This is a genomic window from Indolivaga capnocytophagoides DSM 22835, from assembly GCF_000426485.1.
GTDB lineage: Bacteria > Bacteroidota > Bacteroidia > Bacteroidales > Dysgonomonadaceae > Dysgonomonas_A > Dysgonomonas_A capnocytophagoides.
Genome location: NZ_KE384530.1, coordinates 245,063 through 265,717, shown reverse-complemented (window position 1 = coordinate 265,717; position 20,655 = coordinate 245,063). Strand labels below are relative to the sequence as shown.

General features: G+C 37.4%; 15 protein-coding genes and 2 tRNA genes. 15 read left to right on the top strand and 2 right to left on the bottom strand.

Annotation, left to right across the window (positions count from 1 at the left end; translation table 11 throughout):
- Positions 1-22 precede the first annotated feature (22 nt).
- The 5 genes from K322_RS0118125 to K322_RS0118105 all read left to right on the top strand — a co-directional run bounded on the left by K322_RS0118125 (position 23) and on the right by K322_RS0118105 (position 5,355).
- Positions 23-1,720 (top strand): tetratricopeptide repeat protein, encoded by a 1,698-nt coding sequence (locus K322_RS0118125; protein ID WP_026628148.1) that lies wholly within the window; start codon positions 23-25, stop codon positions 1,718-1,720.
- Between the two features lie 157 nt (positions 1,721-1,877).
- On the top strand, positions 1,878-3,092 hold the full coding sequence (locus K322_RS0118120) for an alkaline phosphatase family protein (protein ID WP_084158619.1): 1,215 nt from the start codon (positions 1,878-1,880) through the stop codon (positions 3,090-3,092).
- A 2-nt stretch (positions 3,093-3,094) separates the two neighbouring features.
- A complete protein-coding gene (locus tag K322_RS0118115) occupies positions 3,095-3,586 on the top strand; it encodes a GNAT family N-acetyltransferase (protein WP_026628146.1) in 492 nt (163 codons plus the stop codon).
- 176 nt (positions 3,587-3,762) lie between these two features.
- Positions 3,763-4,554: a Cof-type HAD-IIB family hydrolase gene (locus K322_RS0118110; protein ID WP_026628145.1), complete on the top strand. Its 792-nt coding sequence runs from the start codon at positions 3,763-3,765 to the stop codon at positions 4,552-4,554.
- 27 nt (positions 4,555-4,581) lie between these two features.
- Positions 4,582-5,355: a prephenate dehydrogenase/arogenate dehydrogenase family protein gene (locus K322_RS0118105; RefSeq protein WP_026628144.1), complete on the top strand. Its 774-nt coding sequence runs from the start codon at positions 4,582-4,584 to the stop codon at positions 5,353-5,355.
- An 89-nt stretch (positions 5,356-5,444) separates the two neighbouring features.
- Here the strand turns inward: K322_RS0118105 and K322_RS0118100 are convergent, their stop codons facing one another.
- A complete protein-coding gene (locus tag K322_RS0118100; protein ID WP_026628143.1) occupies positions 5,445-5,858 on the bottom strand; it encodes a DUF1634 domain-containing protein in 414 nt (137 codons plus the stop codon).
- Positions 5,859-5,968: 110 nt separating this feature from the next.
- Positions 5,969-6,808 (bottom strand): sulfite exporter TauE/SafE family protein, encoded by an 840-nt coding sequence (locus K322_RS0118095; RefSeq protein ID WP_026628142.1) that lies wholly within the window; start codon positions 6,806-6,808, stop codon positions 5,969-5,971.
- Between the two features lie 327 nt (positions 6,809-7,135).
- On the opposite strand from K322_RS0118095, the gene K322_RS20035 reads away from it, so the two are divergent.
- The 10 genes from K322_RS20035 (at position 7,136) to K322_RS0118045 (ending at position 20,564) form a co-directional block, all read left to right on the top strand.
- Positions 7,136-8,092 carry a CPBP family intramembrane glutamic endopeptidase gene (locus K322_RS20035; RefSeq protein WP_051290965.1) on the top strand — a complete coding sequence of 319 codons (957 nt, stop codon included), beginning with the start codon at positions 7,136-7,138 and terminating at the stop codon, positions 8,090-8,092.
- A 616-nt stretch (positions 8,093-8,708) separates the two neighbouring features.
- Entirely contained in the window at positions 8,709-9,665 is a 957-nt protein-coding gene (locus K322_RS0118085) for an aldo/keto reductase (protein ID WP_035332570.1), read from the top strand.
- Positions 9,662-10,099 carry a hypothetical protein gene (locus tag K322_RS20505; RefSeq protein ID WP_051290964.1) on the top strand — a complete coding sequence of 146 codons (438 nt, stop codon included), beginning with the start codon at positions 9,662-9,664 and terminating at the stop codon, positions 10,097-10,099. The genes K322_RS0118085 and K322_RS20505 overlap by 4 nt, the downstream gene beginning before the upstream one ends.
- Positions 10,100-10,290: 191 nt before the next feature.
- Positions 10,291-10,363: transfer RNA gene (locus tag K322_RS0118075), tRNA-Gly, on the top strand.
- An 8-nt stretch (positions 10,364-10,371) separates the two neighbouring features.
- Positions 10,372-10,454, top strand: a tRNA-Leu gene (locus tag K322_RS0118070).
- 413 nt (positions 10,455-10,867) lie between these two features.
- Positions 10,868-14,068 carry a SusC/RagA family TonB-linked outer membrane protein gene (locus K322_RS0118065; protein WP_026628140.1) on the top strand — a complete coding sequence of 1,067 codons (3,201 nt, stop codon included), beginning with the start codon at positions 10,868-10,870 and terminating at the stop codon, positions 14,066-14,068.
- A gap of 12 nt (positions 14,069-14,080) precedes the next feature.
- Entirely contained in the window at positions 14,081-15,583 is a 1,503-nt protein-coding gene (locus tag K322_RS0118060; RefSeq protein ID WP_035332568.1) for a RagB/SusD family nutrient uptake outer membrane protein, read from the top strand.
- A 190-nt stretch (positions 15,584-15,773) separates the two neighbouring features.
- Entirely contained in the window at positions 15,774-18,191 is a 2,418-nt protein-coding gene (locus K322_RS0118055) for a S9 family peptidase (protein ID WP_026628138.1), read from the top strand.
- A gap of 203 nt (positions 18,192-18,394) precedes the next feature.
- Positions 18,395-19,105, top strand: coding sequence for a TatD family hydrolase (locus K322_RS20025; protein ID WP_051290963.1), 711 nt, complete (start codon positions 18,395-18,397; stop codon positions 19,103-19,105).
- A gap of 16 nt (positions 19,106-19,121) precedes the next feature.
- Entirely contained in the window at positions 19,122-20,564 is a 1,443-nt protein-coding gene (locus K322_RS0118045) for an ATP-binding cassette domain-containing protein (RefSeq protein ID WP_026628137.1), read from the top strand.
- The last annotated feature ends 91 nt before the right edge of the window (positions 20,565-20,655 follow it).

Genomic DNA, 20,655 nt, shown 5'->3' with positions numbered 1-20,655 from the left:
AGTCAATAAATAAATAATAGTCATGAAAGCCAAGACAAAAATTCTAATCAATTCTATGCTGGTTGCTTTGTTTGCAATCATTCTAGTGTCATGTAGTAGTAAGTTAACCCCGTTATCATCTTCATTATTCTCTGTATCTCCATCACCAATGGAAGTGCAAGGGTCTAAAATACCGGTAACTATAAACGGTAAATTCCCTGAGAAATGGTTTAATAAGAATGCAGAAGTTACCGTTACTCCAATCCTGAAATCAGGAAATTCTGAAAAATATGGAACATCAGTTACATATCAGGGCGAAAATGTTTCGGGAAATGGTATTGTTATATCACAACAACAAGGAGGAGCATTCACCATCAAATCTGAATTTGACTATGAAGACGGAATGGTAAATCCTGAACTATACCTGAGATTTACATCTAAGATCAAAAATAAATCAGTCGAATTACCGGATGTAAAAGTAGCTGAAGGCTTAATCACTACTGCTACATTAGCAGATGCTTATTCCAATACTCCATCTGAGGCTCCGGACGATTTCCAAAAGCTGATCAAAGAATCTTATGACGCAAACATCTTATTCTTGATACAACAAGCAAAATTGAGATCGAGCGAACTTAATTCTTCTAATCTTGCTGCTTGGAAAGATCTTGTAAAAAGTGCCGATAAAAACAGCAAACAAAACGTTAATGTTGAAGTACAGGCATACGCTTCTCCTGATGGTGGTTATAAACTAAACGAGAAATTAGCAGGAGAACGCGAAAAAAACACAACTTCTTATTTGAATAACGAATTCAAAAAAGAAAATGTGGGTACAAACGTATATGCTAATTACACAGCTCAAGACTGGGAAGGATTTAAGAAACTTGTAGAAGCATCAAGCCTTCAAGACAAAGATTTGGTACTTCGTGTTCTATCTATGTACACAGATCCTGCCGACAGAGAAAGAGAAATCAAGAATGTATCTGTTGTTTACAAAGAATTAGCCGAAACAATCCTACCTCAACTTCGTAGATCAAGATTAGTAGCCAATGTAGAAACTATTGGCAAAACAGACGCTGAACTTTTACAAGCTGTTAATTCTAACCCATCAAGCCTGAACATCAACGAATTGCTTTATGCTGCAAATCTACAAGGTGCTCCTGCCGAAAAAATATATACTACTGTAACTCAAAAATATCCGAATGATTACAGAGGATGGAACAATTTAGGTGCATATTATTATTCAAATGGACAAATAGATGCTGCAAAACAAGCTTTTGCTAAAGCTCAACAATTGGATAGCAGAGCTGCCGAACCAAGTGTAAATCTTGGATTATTGGCTTTAGCTGACAATGACATCTCTAAAGCAGAACAGCTAATCGGATCTGCATCTAAAGCAAATACAGCAAGCGAAGCTCTTGGTCTTCTTTATTTGAAGAAAGGTGACTACTCAAAAGCTGTACAGGCATTTGGAAGCACAAAATCTAACAATGCTGCTTTAGCTCAGCTTTTGACTAAAAATTATTCTCAGGCAGAACAAACTTTAAATGGTGTAAGCAATAAAAATGCTACTACCTCTTATCTGAAAGCCCTTGTAGCAGCCCGTACTAACGATGCTACCGGAGTAGCTTCTGCACTGAATGACGCATTCCGTGCTGATCCTTCATTGAAACAACGTGCCGCTTCTGACATCGAATTCTCTAAATTCGCAGGAAACGCTGTAGTTTCAAGCCTACTGAAATAAGAAAAACATCGAAAATATCTTTCAACCGAAAGACTGCTCAGAAACGGGCAGTCTTTTGTTTTGCCTGTTAAGATGGTGTTAAAAACCGAAGTAACTCCCTTTGATCTCCTTTCTTTGCAGTACTTTTGAGGTTATAAAATCACTAAATCATTAGGTTATGAAAGCTATAAAAATGCTTTTCGTCTTATTATTAATGGCTGGTATGGCTTTAAGTGTAAATGCTCAGAGTCGGGACAACTACACTATTATAGTATCAATGGATGGATTCAGATGGGATTACCCCCGTTTATATCAGGCTCCCAATTTAGAGCGTATTGCCCAACGAGGAGTAAAAGCAGTAATGCGGCCATCTTATCCTGCATCAACTTTTCCTAATCACTATACACTTATTACAGGACTGGTTCCCGATCATCATGGTATCATCAATAATTCATTCTGGGATACAACAAATAATCGGGCATATAGCATGGGCGATTCTATCACCCGCAATGATACGGAATACTATGGAGGTGAACCTATCTGGATCACAGCTCAAAAACAAGGAGTAAAAGCAGGATCTGTTTATTGGGTCGGATCCGATATAAATATAATGGACACTCACCCCGATTACTATAAAGTATGGAGTGATGTACCTAGGTTGGGATATGCCCAAAGAATAGATACAACAATAGAATGGCTGAATAAACCCGAAGCAGAACGCCCACACCTAATAACCTTGTATTTTGATGAACCCGATGCGGCAGGACACTATTACGGTCCGCTTAGCCTGCAAACAGGCATGGCCGTTCATGCAATGGATAGTTTAATGGGAGTGTTAGTAAAGAAAATCGACAATCTGCCTTTTGCCGATAAAGTGAATCTGGTTATAGTGGCAGACCACGGTATGACAGAAGTTTCTCAGGACAGGTTAATAAAGCCTCAGGATTATTTGAAACCAACATGGTATGATCATATAGAAGGAACAAATCCCACATCCATTTATGTTTCGGATAAAGCAAAACAGGATTCCATATGTAATGCACTGGCAAATATTGAACATATCAAAGTATATAGAAAGGGGCAACTTCCAGCAGATTTGAATTACGGAACGAATAAAAACGCAGGAGACCTGATTGTCGTTCCTGAAATAGGATGGCAATTCAGTTTCAAGCACAAAGGAGTACCAGGTGCACATGGATACGAACCTTCCGAACCCGATATGCAGGCTATATTCTACGCAACAGGACCTGCATTCAAAAAGAATGTACAGGGGGCTATATTTGATAATACAGCCATCTATCCTTTGCTAGCCTATCTTTTAGGAATCAAACCTGCTCCGAATGACGGAGATATCAATCAGTTGCAGGATATATTGGCGGCACCGCTTCGCTAATTATGATCAGGCTTCTTCTAAAATCGGATATAAATGACTGCTGCGATATCATCAGCAGCGTTATCCTGAAAATGAACTCATCAGGCATAGACCAATGGGACGAAATATATCCGGCTCGCAGTGATATAGAAAATGACATTAATAACAATAATGCTTTTGGATACATCCACAATGAAAAAGTCTCGGCTTATATAACCCTTAATGAGCTACAAAGCCCCGAGTATGCAGCATTAGCATGGGGCATAGAAGGACGTAACCTCATTGTACATCGGCTGTCCGTTTCTCCGGATATGCAGGGTAAGGGTATAGCTCGGAAAATGATGCTTTTTGCTGAAGAATATGCAACAGCGCAAAAATACGATTCGATAAGATTAGATGCCTTCACAGAAAACCCAACAGCGATGAATCTATATCTAAAATTAGGATATAAAGAAGTCGGCTCCGTCATTTTCCGTAAAGGGAAATTCTTGTGTTACGAAAAACGAATAAATTGAGAATGAATCAGATTATTTTCAATACACGGCTTAACACTCCGAATTGAAAGTTTTCATTCGATAAAATATTATGTACTTTTGCAAAACATACAATTATCGGAATATTGATCTTCGGTAAAAGAAAACCATTCAGAGATATAGATAAAAAGGTCTGAGACCTTCTCAAACAAAATAAAATGACAATAAAACAACCCAAAGCTATTTTTTTCGATATTGACGGAACTCTTGTCAGTTTTAAAACCCACCGTATCCCCGAACCCACTATACAAGCCATACATAAAGTCCGAGAAAAAGGAATAAAGGTATTTATTGCAACAGGCCGCCCACGACTTGTACTCGACACTCTGGACGGTCTTGAATTCGATGGGTTCATTACCGTAAACGGAGGATACTGTACTACAGAAAAAGGAGACATCATATACAAAAACGCTGTTCCGCAAAAAGACATACAAGCTCTGATCGAATATCAAAAGACCGAACCATTCCCTTGTATTTTTGTAAGAGAACACGATATGTTCTTAAACTTTGTAAATGAAGATGTGGAAACAATCCTAAAACTGCTCAACTTCCCTCCTGTTCCCATAAAGAGCAATGAAGAAGCTGCTGAGAGCGAAATATTCCAATTAGTATCCTTTCTTACTCAGGAAAGAGAAGATCGTATTATGCCTAAAGTATTGCCTGATTGCGATTCGGCTCGTTGGCATCCACTCTTTACCGATGCTATCGCGAGAGGAAACAGCAAGCAAAGAGGTATAGATGAGATCCTCAAATTTTATGGCATAGATCTGAGTGAAACAATGGCTTTCGGCGACGGAGGAAACGATATTTCAATGCTGAAGCATGCAGCGACCAGCATTGCAATGGGAAATGCCGAGGACAAAGTAAAAGCTGTAGCAGACTATGTAACGACATCTGTTGATGACGAGGGCATACCTAATGCGTTAAAGCATTTTGGCATAATCAATTAACGATTAAACAAAAAAACAATATAGCAAATGAAAATTCTTATACTTGGAGCCGGAAAGATGGGATCTTTCTTCTCGGATGTATTAAGTTCAAATCACGAAGTCGCTCTATTCGATACTGACCCCGACAGACTGAAATTTACATATAATGTAATACGCCTCAGCGACCCGAAAGAAATAACAACTTTCGATCCGGAGCTGGTAATAAATGCAGTTACAGTCAAATATACAATAGAAGCATTCAAAACAATACTACCCTATATCAGCGACCAATGTATTGTTTCGGATATAGCATCGGTAAAAACAGGATTACAGGATTTTTATTCAACCCTGAAACAGCCTTTTGCTTCGTCCCACCCCATGTTTGGCCCAACTTTCGCCGATCTCCGTAACCTCAGAACACAAAGTGCCATTGTTATATCGGAATCATCGGAAGAGGGTAAGAAATTTTTCCTTGATCTATATCACAGCTTAAACCTGCAGGTATTTGAATACACATTTGATGAGCATGACGAAACCATCGCTTATTCCTTGTCAATCCCGTTTGCTTCTACCCTGGTTTTTGCTTCGGTTATGAAACATCAGGAAGCTCCGGGTACAACATTCAAACGACATATGGATATCGCCAAAGGCTTATTATCGGAAGATGATTACCTGCTTACCGAGATACTGTTCAACCCGTACACTCCAAATCAGGTAAAACAAATAAGGGAAGAGCTTGCAAACCTCCTCGCCATTATCGAGAAGAAAAATTCAGACGAAATGAAAAACTTTTTGACCAAGGTCAGAAAAAACATAGAATAACACCTAACCCCTTATTATACAATATACAATAGAAACAGGCTGTTCCGATAAACTCAGAGCAGCCTGTATATTTTTCAGGATACGTAATCTTAGTGCAGCCCCAATAACATATTAGCCAATATAATACCTAATACCAGCAATGTAATAAATACATACAGATAATCTCTCTCTATAAGAAATGAGATAGCAGAGAACGCAACCCGTATAACAGGTGTAGCAATCAACACAATCACACCTAACTGAATGATGGCTGCTCCATCGAAATTCAGCACACTGGGTATAATCGTATTCAATTCTCTCAGATAATGTTCAACCCCCGGAAATGGCTGTCCCGATGGCGTAGGCGTATAATCCGCTGTTTTGGAATGGTGCTGAAATAAATAAACAATACCGCCAAACACGGTTATGATGCTCGACAGGATTACTCCATAACGCAGAAGCTTGCCTATGTATTGCTCAACATCCCGTTGATCCCAATATTCCCGTGAAAATATATGTTTCATGTTTTCGTTTCGTTATAATTAAGCGACAGCAAGTATAAATGAAGTCATTTCAAGAAAACAACCATATATCGCCATCATACTTAAAAAAGTCATTAAATAGGTCTGAGACCTTAAAGTTTACCGGTAATACCGTTATACATCATAGACAATGCCAACAAGAAGATAACGACACTAAACAACTGCCGTAACCGTTTCACATTAGCCTTCGGCAATATCTTGGAACCGAAAAAAGCACCTAAGAGCACACCAACCACAATAGGCATACACAATCCCGGATCAATATAACCTCTTTGAAGATAAATGACAGCACTGGCTGCGGCAGTTACACCAACCATAAAATTACTGGTTGTAGTAGATACTTTAAATGGAATTTTCATAGCTGTGTCCATTGCCAAAACCTTTAAAGCCCCCGAACCGATACCTAACAAACCGGATAGTACTCCCGCAAGAGTCATCAACGAATAACCGGTAGCTACATTCTGAACTTTATACTGTACAACTCCGTCTTTTGTCGGATATGAGCCATTCAATTTCAATTTTTCGGCTAGCTTATCCGCCGGTGCATTCGGATCGATATGCTCTTCCTTTTTTGTTATTGTACGGATTGCTGAAAATATAAGAACACAGCCAAAAATAACCGCGATATATTGCTTATCGAGCCAAATAGCTATAATAGCACCAATTACTGCACCGGTAGTAGTTGCAATTTCAAGAAACATACCGATACGGACATTCGTTATTCCCTCTTTTATATAAGCCGCTGCCGCACCCGAAGAACTGGCGATAGATGTAACCAAGGCTGCACCTATGGCATACCTCATATCAACACCAAAACCTAAAGTAAGCAAGGGAATAACAACTACTCCCCCACCCAATCCGGTAAGCGAGCCTAAAAAACCAGCTAATATTGCTCCCATGAACAAGATTAGAATAAATACACTTATTGACATACAATTGCTTTTTGTTATTCGAATGCAAAGGTACGGATTTATGCCATCTACTTAGAGTAATTCTCTGTTTTTTATTCATTAAATCAATCCCTAACCGGAGAAGATCCGCCTATATAAAAACAATAAGGCCACAGATCTATTTATTGCTTTGGTCAGGGCAACAATCCGGGTCTGTCACAGCTTGAAAATGTATCATTAAATACTTTCATTTACCAATATAAAATCTGGATAGAATTATTTGCATTTTATTTCACAGATCTGTGATTTTCCCGAAATAAAGCAGACTCATATAATCTGAACACTTTGAAACATAAAAGAACTTACGGTATGAACTTTCTTGAATCCTCTCTTAAGCCTAAAACTTCGTTATGGTACTATATCCTAACGATATTAATAGCTCTTATTGCAGCTAATTTTATCGGAGCAATACCATATATTTCCGTTATATTTTACCAAGGTCTTCAAAATGGATTTTCCATACAGGAGATATCAGCCAACATGACGAATATAACAGTTTTGGGAATTTCAAAGAATGTTGCTCTCGGTCTTCTTTTATTTTCCTTCGTAGTGGGTCTTTTTGCCATGATCCCGTTCTTTAAAATCTTCAACAAACGTACACTTAAGGAAGTGATAAACGGGACAAACAAGATCCGATGGTCACACTTTTTCTGGGGAGCCGGAGTCTGGACTATTGTTATGGCAGTGTTGTTACTTATCGATTATCTGGTGAGCCCAAGTAACTTTACTATAAATTTCAATCCTGTGTCATTTTTCATCCTTCTTCTTATCAGCCTGGTACTAATACCGTTGCAAACATCGTTCGAGGAAATATCTTTTCGGGGATATCTGGCTCAAGGTATTGCAGGAGCAACTGGCAGCCGCATCTTTTCTATTTTTATCCCTTCTGTTCTTTTCGGTCTTATGCACTCTTTGAATCCCGAAGTTGCTGCGTACGGATTCTTTTCCGTAATGCCCCAGTATATATTCTTCGGATTGCTTTTCGGGATAATGGCGACTCTCGACGATGGAATAGAACTACCGATGGGTGTACATGCCGCTAATAATATATTTTTGAGTTTATTCGTTACGAATCAGTCGTCGGCTTTACAAACTGATGCTATTTTTACTCAATTATCAATGGATCCGATGAAAGAGCTGATTTCTCTGATTATATGCGGTATGCTAATATGTATCTTTTTTGGACGAAAATACAAATGGAGTTTCTCAATCCTATCGGAGAGAGTGACTCTTTCTGAAAAACATGAAATTGAAGACAGATGGTAAGAATAATCCACCAATCATGAAAAATAGTTTACGACAGATCAGATCTACACAATATGTAATTCCAATTCTATTTTTAGATAAATCTTTCGAATGATTGACATATCATATAAAAAGATTTATCTATAGTTAAAGAGTTCTTTAAATAGCTGGAATAAAGAGAACTGTTGGTTACATGCCCCTACAGTCAGTTAAGGATAATCAATTCAAAAAAGGGACAAATAAAAAAGTCTTATTTTGATGTGTCTTTGTTACCTTTTTTTTAATTACCATAAACTCACGAAGTACCTTTTTCGGGAGACAGTTAAATCCCTTTAGAGAACTGAGGGGTAAAAGCTGCTATCCAGAAGAATATATTTTAGTTGTTACTTTTGTCACCTTTTAGTAATAAAATAATAAAGATCACCCACTTACTCTTTATTGATAATTCTTCACCAGTCAAGTAACCTTTGTTACCTTTTCTCAAACACACTGATCAATCAATATTGTATATAAATATAGAGATACACCTAAAATATCCAGAAATGTGTAACTTTAGGACAAGTTAATTTCTATTTATTTGGAAATACATCATTAAGGACTTCTTGTTACTATTAACGAAAAACAGACAAATTTGAATATGGAATATAAACTTTGTGGTAAAAGCGGTTTGAGGCTCCCGGTACTATCTCTGGGACTTTGGCATAACTTCGGAGAAGTTGATGATTTTGACAATTGCAGGCAAATGCTTTGCACTGCTTTCGACAAAGGCATCACACACTTTGATCTGGCAAATAACTACGGCCCTCCTCCCGGAAGTGCTGAAACAACGTTTGGAAAGATCTTAAAGAATGATCTTTTACATCATCGGGATGAAATGATCGTCTCATCAAAAGCAGGGCACCTCATGTGGAATGGCCCTTATGGTGATGGAAGTTCTCGCAAATCATTATTTGCCAGCATCGATCAGAGCCTGAAACGCACAGGTCTCGACTATTTCGATATCTTTTACAGCCATCGCTATGATGGAGAAACTCCGGTTGAAGAAACGATGATGGCATTAGTAGATATCGTGAGACAAGGAAAAGCATTATATGTAGGTTTATCCAAATATCCAACTGAAAAGGCCAGAGAAGCATATACGATACTAAAAGAGAATAAAGTTCCTTGCCTTATTTTTCAGGACAGATATAATATGCTTGTACGCAATGTCGAGAAAGAGATCTTACAACTAACCGAAGAGCAAGGAAGCGGCTTTATCGCATTCTCGCCATTGGCACAAGGATTGCTTACCAACAAATATCTGCATGGAATCCCTGAAAATTCGAGAGCTGCCAAAGAAAACGGATTTCTCAAAAAAGATCAGGTAAATGATTCGGTTATTACCAAAGCTAGGCTATTAAATGAATTAGCTCGACAAAGAGGTCAGACTCTGGCCGAAATGGCTCTTGCTTGGGTATTATACAACAGACATGTGACTTCGGTTATTATAGGAACTAGTTCGGTTAAACAGCTTAATGATAATATTGGCACATTAAATAACAAAGATTTCTCAGATCAGGAAATCCAACAGATAGAAACAATATTAAATCAATGACAAACACTATAAAACGACTAATTGTACTGACCATTATATTTTCACTCTGGGGATGTGAGAAGTCCGAGAATATGTCAACATCTATCCCTGATAGACCTGTTAATATAGTAATTAATACAAAAACTCAGCACCAATTCAATGAGCCGTATTACAGGAAATCGTACAATGATCAGGGATATGGCGGTGTTTTGGTTATTAACTACTCTTCAGGGCTAGAAGTAAACCTGGCCGCATTCGACAAGGCTTGCCCATACGAAGCGGCAGCAAATAACAGAGTAGACTCTTTAAATATATTACAGATGCAATGCCCAAAATGTAAGTCTATATTTGAAATCGGAGATGGAACAGGCAGGTGTAAATCAGGACCTTCTACTGAACGGCTAAGAAAATATTATATAAATAAGAATGGAGATACTTATCGTATCCAAAATTGAAGCCTCAGACCTATTAATTGTCTTTCCAAGTATAATACCGATAGATAATTATTACTTGAAAATACGAGATTAAATACTTTCTGTCTCTTAAATATTGATGAATAGTTTGTAAAATCAAAAAAAAGATTTTACATTTGCACTCGCAATTGCAAAACGGCTTAGAGAGATAAGTTTCGGCGATTGCAGCATTCGCGAAAGTAGCTCAGTTGGTAGAGCACGACCTTGCCAAGGTCGGGGTCGCGGGTTCGAATCCCGTCTTTCGCTCATAGGATGCTCGGATGGTGGAATGGTAGACACGCAAGACTTAAAATCTTGTGACCATTAGGTTGTGCGGGTTCAAGTCCCGCTCCGAGTACAGAGCAAAACGCTAATCATTGATTTATCAATTGGTTAGCGTTTTTTCATTCAAAGACATCAAAGATACAGGTACTAAACAAAACAATACCACTTTTTTAACATTAGCAACATTAACATCTCCAGGACAACCCATCTACAAACATAAGAAACATCAACCAATAAATTTTACATTTAAACAAGATAAAAGAATTCGATTAAATATCCAGTTAATACTTTTGGACAAATACAAAAAAACGGGAACTAATAGTGACAATAATTAAACTAATTATATCCAAACAAGACCTAATTGACATATTTTTCTTAAAAATTGAACCAAAAGCATTTTTTTTAATAAATTTTACATACTTTTGCGCATAGTTAATGAAATAAAAAAGAGTTAAAAAAGAAGTTAATTTAAAGGAAGATTGTTTTATGAAGGAAAAAATCGTACTATTTATTCTGTCCTATTTCTTAATGATAGGATATGCTTCGGCACAAACGACTGCGATTTCGGGTAAGGTATTGGATGTAAACAAAGAGCCTGTTATCGGTGCAATTGTAGTGGTAAAGGGGACAACTGTAGGTACAAATACAGATATTGACGGATCATTCAAGCTGAATATTCCCCAAGGTAAAGATGTATTGATGTTTTCTTTAGTGGGCTACAAAACAGTCGAAATTAAGGCTAAAAGCCAAATGGTAATTACTTTGGAAGATGATACTAAAGCTTTAGATGAAGTGATGGTTATTGCTTATGGTACAGCTAAAAGGTCATCATTTACAGGATCTGCATCCTTGATCCAATCTCAGTCTATAGGTTCTCGTCCTATAACAAGTGTTATATCGGCGATTGAAGGTAATGTTCCAGGGGTACAGGCAACCGCTGCTACAGGACAACCAGGAGAATCTGCCGCTATTCGCATTAGAGGCTTTGGTTCAGTTAACGCGTCCAATTCTCCGTTATATATTGTTGATGGAGCTGTTTATAATGGAAGTTTAGCTAGTATCAACCCTAATGATATAGAATCAATGACTGTTCTTAAGGATGCAGCTGCAACTGCATTGTATGGATCTAGTGCGGGTAATGGTGTAGTAATGATTACGACAAAGAGGGGAACTGCTAATTCAAGTGTTACCTTAAATATCAAACAAGGGTGGTCATCAAGAGCATACAAAGATTATGCAAGAGTAGGTATCTCACAATATTATCCACTTCAATGGGAAATGTTGAAAAATGCATATGTTACTGCAGGTAAGCCTCAAACAGAGGCTGCTTCACTTGCTTCTGCAAATATAGTAAGTACACTAAAATATAATCCTTATGTTGGTATAGCTGATGGCGAGGTTGTAGGTACAGATGGTAAATTAAACTCCGGAGCATCTGCTTTGAAATGGGGTGATGACCTTGATTGGGATGCTGCTGCTTTCGGTACGGGTTATCGTCAGGAGTATACCATAGGGTATGGTTCTAAAACAGAAAAGAGTGATACATACTCTTCTATATCGTATTTAGATGATAAGGGTTACATGTTAAACACTGGCTATTTAAGATATTCAGCACGTTTAAATCATAATATAAATCCTGTAGATTGGTTTAAGGCAGGTGTTAACGTTGGTTACACACGTTCTTCTGCGACATATTCATCGTCTACAGCAGATAATTCAAGTGCTTCGAGTAACTTAACCCGTTTTATCAGAAATATGGCTCCAATCTATCCGATACATAAACACGACAAAGAAACCGGAGCATATCTTGACAGTAATGGTAATGTAACTACAAACAAAGATGAATATGTATATGACTATGAAGGCGGTAGACTATCAAGCACTGGGCGTGATGCAATTGCTGAAACAGAAATGAACTCAAGAAAATATGATAGAAACAGTCTCGTAGGACGCACATATGTAACAATATCGCCAATTAAAGGTCTAGATATTACTAGCAACTACGCTTTAGAAACAAACGATTATAGAGCAAAGGTATATGAAAATCCATTTATTGGTGATGGACAGGCAGGACCAGGTCGTTTAGCTCTGACTTCAAGTAGAACTACTACTCAGACTCTAAATCAATTGGTGAACTATAAAAAATCAATTCAGCATCATAATTTTGAAGCTTTATTAGGACATGAGTCTTACAAATATGTATATGAATATATGTATGGTATGAAAGTTTCTCAAATATTTGAAGATGTATTTGATTTTGAAAACTTTACTTCTGTAAACAATTTAACGTCTTATACTGACACCTATAATAAAGAAGGGTATTTTGGTCGTTTGAATTATGATTATGATAATAAATATTATGGATCGTTCTCATACAGACGCGATGGTACATCTCGTTTTTCTAGAGATAACAGATGGGGTAACTTTTGGTCATATGGTGCGTCATGGAGAATCTCTCAAGAAGACTTTATGAAAGGATTGACTTGGGTTGATAATTTGAAGTTGAGAGCTTCATACGGGGAAACTGGCGTAGACCAGATACTTAATTATGATGCTGAAGATGACTATTATCCATACCAAACTCTATATAATTTAGGAGAGAACAATGGAACAGAAGCTGGAGTTTATTTTACAACCTTAGCTAATGATAAGTTGAAATGGGAAACTCAGATTTCAAAAGATTTAGCCCTCGAATTCGGTTTGTTTGGTAAATTAAACGGTTCTATTGAATATTTTATAAAAGACTCTAAAAATTTACTTTTTGATGTATCTCAGGCAACATCTAATGGCATTAGTTCCATCATTCAAAATATAGGTAAAGTACGTAACTCAGGTGTTGAGATTGATTTGAATTATTTAGCATTTAAGAATAAAGATTGGAAGGTAAATATTGGAGCTAATGCTACATATATCAAAAATGAGATTATTAGAATGCCAGATGTAAATAAAAATGGTTTGATATCTGGCTCTAAAAAACTTATTGAAGGAAGATCAGTCTATGAATTTTGGTTAAGACAATGGTATGGTGTTGATTCTCAAAACGGAAATGGGTTATACCTACTGGATACTGATGCTTACAACAAAGAAGATGGAACTTTAACTGCAGCTATCGAAAAAACTGTGCAGGAGATTAATGGAGTGCAGGTTACAAGTTCTTATTCATATGCAAAATTTGATTATAGTGGTACATCTATCCCTAAGTGGTATGGTGGATTCAACTTCACAATAGACTATAAAAATTTCACTCTTGGCACTGTATTCTCATATCAATTAGGCGGCAAAGCTCTTGACCTTGTATATGCTAACTTGATGAGTACAGCCAGCTATGGATCATCAATGAGTACAGACGTATTGAAAGCATGGAAGACCGAAGGTGATGTTACATCTGTCCCTCGTTTAGATAATACCTCAACATACAATACCAGCATTGGCCAAAGTTATTCAAGCCGTTGGTTAACAAGTACAGACTATTTGAATTTACGTTCTGTTAATCTATCATATTCAGTCCCTAGAAGTTTATTAAGTAAAATTCAGCTAAGTGAAGCAAGATTTAGTGTAAATGCAGAAAACTTGTTTATGATTAAAGCTCGTCAAGGATTCAATCCTCAGATGAATTATTCAGGTATCTCATATAACGTATACATGCCTGCTAAAACAATTACATTGGGTCTTAACTTATCTTTTTAAAAGAATATAATTATGAAATATAGATATATAAAAAGCACAAAAGTTACTTTTTTAGCATTTGCTTCATTATTCTTATTAGGGAGCTGCTCTGAAAGTTATTTAGATACGACACCTTCATCGTCAATCTCTGAAGAGGTTGTAGGAAGTACCCTTGATGGGCTTTATATTGCCTTGAATGGTATTCACCGTAAAATGATATCTCAAGATTTGGAAAACCAAGGATTAGGTGGTGAACCAGGATTCATTGTGGCTCGTGAGGCACATGGTGATGATATGACATGGGATACTCAGACATGGCACCAAACAAATCTTACATGGGCGATAAATACCAATGATAATATCGTAAACAATTCGGGAGTATGGAGAACATATTACCAATTTATCTTAAATGCAAATAAGATATTAGAAAAATTAGATCAGAATTTTCCTAACTCAACAGAAGCATTAGCTAAACATATCAAAGGAGAATGTCTTGCTATTAGAGGTTGGGCTCATTTCCAGTTGGTTCAGTATTATGCTAAAAGATATGATGCAACTACTCAAAACACTCAATTAGGAGTACCATATCGCGAATCTTCGGAAGTTGTAAATATGGCTCGTAATACTGTAGAAGAAGTATATACAAAGATCAATAGCGACCTAGAAGAAGCATCTACATTACTTGCAGATTATGAACCTAATGATATAAATCACTATAGCCCAACTGTAGTATATGGTTTGAGAGCAAGAGTAGCATTAGCTCAACAAAATTATCCTAAAGCAGCTGAGTATGCAGCAGAAGCTATTACTTTAGCTAAAGCTGATGGTCATTCAGTAATGACTCAAGCAATGTTAACTAATGGTTTTGCTGATATTACGACTACTACCAGTGAAGCATTGTATGCAGCAATGACCTTAGATGATCAAACAGTATATTTTTATTCATTCTATGCTTACATGTCATGGAACTTCAATGCAGGAGCTATACGTACAGGTATTAAATGTATCAGCCAAAGTACATACGATTTGATGTCGCCTACAGACTTGCGTCGCCAATGGTGGGATCCAACAGGTACTTCAGCTGTACCTACAACAGCTTACAATAAACGTGCATATCAAAACAGAAAATTCAGAGCTCGTTCTACAGCCAATGCAGTTGGGGACTTTGCATTCATGCGTATATCAGAGCTTTACTTGATTGCTGCCGAAGCTTATGCCCGCTCAGGAAATACCACTTCTGCTAAAGAGTACTTTAAGATATTAATGGATCAGAGAGATCCGGAATACAAAGACAGCGGTAAAACTGGAGATGCTTTTGCCGAAGAGGTAATGAATAGCCGTAGAATTGAACTTTGGGGAGAAGGATTCCGTTGGTTCGATTTGAAACGCTTGAATTTACCATGTAAACGTACAGGGTCGAACTTCAATATTGCATTTTGCGGTTTCTTGGAAAAAGATCAATCCGCTGATGGTTGGTATTATGAAATACCTAAAGCTGAAACCGATTATAACGAATTAATGGTGAAGAACTATTGATATTATTGTCAGGACAAATATAGATAACAAGATTACCATAGAATAACCTTCTATGGTAATTCTTTTTTCAAACAATATCAAGAAAGGTAAAAAGAGAATAAAGAAATACATTAATAGTTATCTTTTAATAACTTTGGTTACTATACAAACCCATAGCATAAACTACTTATCTAATTAAAAAAATATACTTATGAAACGTCTTTATTTTTTAGCAATTCTACTTGGCTACCTTGGAGGAGTTGCAGCCCAAGAGAATTTAACGTATCAAAAACCGCCAAAAGAGATTCTGGAATTGGCAGATTATGAACGTGTACCGGCATTACTAATGGATAGCAAAAAACAGAATATTCTTTTTCGGTATCGGAATACATATAAGACTCTATCCGAATTATCGGCCGAAGAGATGAAGCTGGCAGGACTAAGACTCGATCCTCAGAAGAATATTTCAAGTACGGTAATTTATAATACCAATCTAAAATACAAACATGGACGTATGGCGGCACTTCAACAAGTTCAAGGCCTGCCGACGGATGCCCAATTAGCATATTTCTCATTTTCACCCGATGAGTCAAAAGTTGCATTTACAAATACATCAGATAAAGGTATTGAACTGTGGTGCTTTGATTTTTCGACGGGGAAAGCGTTTAAACTAACCGAAGGCATACTCAACGCCAATATGGGGAGCCCCTTTACTTGGCTAAAGGATGGTCTGGGATTTCTTATCAAAGTATTACCGACAGACAGGAAGGGATTGATCAATACCAAAGAAACTATCCCTAGCGGTCCGACTGTATCTGTAAGTGAAGCCGGATCTAAAGCACAAAATCGCACTTATCAGGATTTGTTGAAAAACAAGAATGACGAAGACAACTTCGAAACATTAGTTTATTCAGAGTTGTATAAATTAGATCTGAATGGACAAAAAACACTATGGAAAGCCAAGGATCTTTATGTTGATGAGTCTATTTCTCCGGATGGAAGTTATATCATGCTTACAACATTGCATCGTCCGTATTCTTACCTTGTGCCGTTTTCGCGGTTTCCGATGAAAAGCACAATCTATAATCTGGATGGATCTCTAGTTAAAGAAATCAATGACAAACCATTAGTTGAAGAATTACCAAAAGGGTTTATGGCTGTACAACAAGGCAGAAGAAACATAACCTGGCGAAAAGACAAACCTTCGACTATATATTGGGTAGAAGCTTTAGACAACGGAGACCCGGCAGTAAAAGCCGATTATAGAGATGAAGTATTTACTCTAGATGCTCCTTTTTCGGGAGAGCCTAAAAGTGTAGTGAAAACAATCAACCGCTATGCCGGAATTATATGGGGAAATGATAATACTGCTGTCTTGTATGACAGATGGTGGAATACACGTAACGTTAAAACATATGTATTCGACCCAAGTGGTACTAAAGAAGCCTCTGTCATTTTTGATCGCAGTTCGGAAGATACATATGGAGATCCGGGAGATTTTGATACTCAACGCAACCTCTATGGAGAATACACTCTTTCTATAAATGCAGGAAAAGCATATTTGGTCGGAAAAGGATTTACAGCTAAAGGACAATTTCCTTTTATCGATGAAATAGATCTTAATACTAAAAAGACCAAACGTATATTCCAGTCAGGTTATACTGATAAAAAGCTAGAGATAAGTTCTATTATCGATAGCAAAACAGGGGAGATTCTGGTAAGCCTCGAATCGCCGACTGAATACCCGAACTATTATATATTGAATACAAAAAAACGAATAGCTCCTATAGCCCTTACTCATTTCGAAAACCCTTTCAAAGCAATAAGCGGAGTACACAAACAAGTAATTAAATACAAACGAGCCGATGGCGTAGATTTATCGGCAACATTATACCTGCCTGCCGGATATGATCTGAATAAAAAAGATAAGCTGCCTATGATAATGTGGGCATATCCTACTGAATATAAAGACAAAGATAATGCCGGACAAAACACTACTAATCCGAATGAGTTTATATACCCTTCATACGGATCGCCTATTTATTGGGTCACCAGAGGATATGCAATCTTGGACGATGCTGCTTTTCCTATTATCGGAGAAGGGAATGAAGAGCCTAATGATACTTACATCAAACAATTAGTTGCTAATGCAAAAGCAGCCATCGATGCTGTGGACAGCTTAGGTTATATAGATCGGCGAAAAGTTGCTGTCGGAGGTCATTCATATGGTGCTTTTATGACAGCCAACTTATTGACTCATTCTGATCTTTTTGCTGCAGGTATAGCTCGCAGCGGAGCTTATAATAGGACATTGACTCCATTTGGATTTCAGTCTGAAGAACGCAACTATTGGGAGGCAACAGATGTATATAATGCAATGTCTCCTTTTATGCATGCCGATAAGATGAAAACCCCCATATTATTAATTCATGGAGGAAACGATAATAATTCGGGTACATTTACGCTACAGAGTGAACGATATTTTGCGGCATTAAAAGGGTTGGGAGCTCCGGCACGGTTAGTCATATTACCTCTTGAAAGTCATGGATATGCCGCTAAAGAATCGATCCTACATACTCTTTGGGAACAAGATCAATGGCTCGAAAAATATGTAAAAAACAGAAAATAAAGGTTCTGATCTTATTGCTATTTCATTAATAGCCGCCTCAAGAAAAAACGCTGACAATATCTGTCAGCGTTTTTCATTATACTAATTTATATAAAAAATAATACTTTCAATAAGCATCCAGACTGGCTCAAGAAAAAAATAGTTCCTATTTATCCGTTTTTTAAAAGTTTTGGCTAACTTGCAACTTCTAGATTTTTACAATTATGGACTTATATGACATACATACGCACGATTCGGTCACGGGCGGGGCTGATGATGATGGCGTCCCGAGGCAAAGATTACATTATATATTAAATGTATATCCACTTGGATTTGAATACGCTAAAGATAGTGAACAATACCCATGGTTTTCGTGCGGAGTACATCCATGGTACTCAGAAGACGCAGATCCACAAATCAAATTTCTACAAGAAATAGCCAACGATCCTCGGATTGTAGCTATCGGAGAAGCAGGTCTGGATAAACTCAAAGGTCCGGACTTAAACACTCAGAAAGAAGTTTTCATCCAACAAGTAGAGCTTGCCGAGAAACTTCAAAAACCCCTTATTATACATTGTGTTAAAGCGTGGGACGACTTATTGCACATAAAAAAGACAATAAAACCCCATCAGCCATGGATTGCACATGGCTACAGAGGAAAACCCGAACTTACCAGACAATTGGTATCTCATGGCTTCTATTTTTCCATTGGAGAGAAATTTAACGCCGAGGCTCTACAGGAAATTCCGATAGACAGGCTTTTCTGTGAAACAGATGTTTCCGATACTCCTTTAATTCAAATATATAAAAACGTTGCCGATTGCTTACACATTGCGGTAGAAACATTAGCAGCACATATAGAGGAAAATGTTATACAAACTTTCAGTCTTCCTGCAACAAGACATAAACACCCGCAAGCAATACAAGTAGAATAAAACAGAATAAGCTTTAATGAACGAGGATACAATAATAGAAATAAACGGGGGAATCCCCCGTTTGCAAAATCTTGCATTCAAGACACCTATCAATTGGAAGATCAAAGCCGGTGAAAATTGGGCTATTATCGGTGCAAACGGTGCTGGTAAAACATTACTGATAGATATACTCACCTCTAAACATGCACTTAAATCGGGAGAAATCAAAACTCTCAGAAATGAAAGCTCCAACAAATTAGTCAAGAGTGTTGCTTTCAGTGACATATATAGCCTTGTCGACATACAAAACAGCTATTACCAACAACGATGGAACGCAGGAGATGAACATGAAGTACCATTCGTTAAAGAGCTCTTCTCGAAAGGAGATCCTCAATGGGTAGAAACGCTTGTTCGCTCTTTCGGCATAGAAGATCTGATAGAAAAACCGATCAATTTGCTTTCAAGCGGCGAACTACGTAAAACCCTCATCATACGATCTTTATTAAACAGACCACGCCTACTTATTCTGGATAATCCGTTTATCGGACTGGATAAAAAGTCCAGAAGAATACTTAATGACGTACTGGAAAGGTTATCAAAACTGGAAAGCATTCAGATAGGGCTCGTTTTGTCCGACCCGAAAGACTTGCCTGAATGTATAACCCATATTCTTCCAATAAAAAAGATGACTCTGTTACCGATAATGAATCCGGATGATTTCAGAAACAATCTTGAATTTCAATCCGGATTATTCAGATCTGAAATAACAGACTTAATCAACGAAGCTAAATATAACATCGATAACACTGATTTCGAAAAAGCACTAAATCTAACAGACATACTTGTCAGATATGGATCACGCACAATATTAAAAGATCTGAACTGGGTGGTAAAAAGAGGCGAAAAATGGGCTTTACTTGGAGAAAACGGAGCAGGAAAATCGACCTTATTAAGCTTGATATCAGGAGATAACCCTCAAGCTTATGCAAATAACATAACCTTATTTGACAGAAAACGCGGATCCGGAGAAAGCATTTGGGACATAAAAAAAAGAATCGGATATGTATCTCCGGAAATGCACTTGTATTATCTCAAGAATGTGAAATGCCTTGATGTAGTCGGCTCCGGATTCTTCGACACAATAGGCCTATACCGGAAGTGTAACGAAGAACAAGAAGCGGTTGCTCTCGAATGGATGAAATCCTTTGGCATAGACCATATAAAAGACACATCTTTCCTAAATATATCAACGGGCGAGCAGCGGCTTATATTGTTAGCCAGAGTATTTGTCAAAAACCCTGATCTTTTAATTCTTGACGAACCTCTTCATGGACTTGATGCAAACAACAAGAAACACATAAAATCAATTATAGAACAATTCTGCACTGAAGAAAAATCATTGATATACGTGACTCATTACGAAGACGAAATACCTGATGTAGTTACTCAAAGGCTTGTATTAACAAAAAGAATCGATTAGATCCGGATAAATTACTCAATTGCGGAATCATTGCCCTATTGGCCATCCATGACAAATCGAGCAAAAAGGACTGAATACCCTTTAACTACAA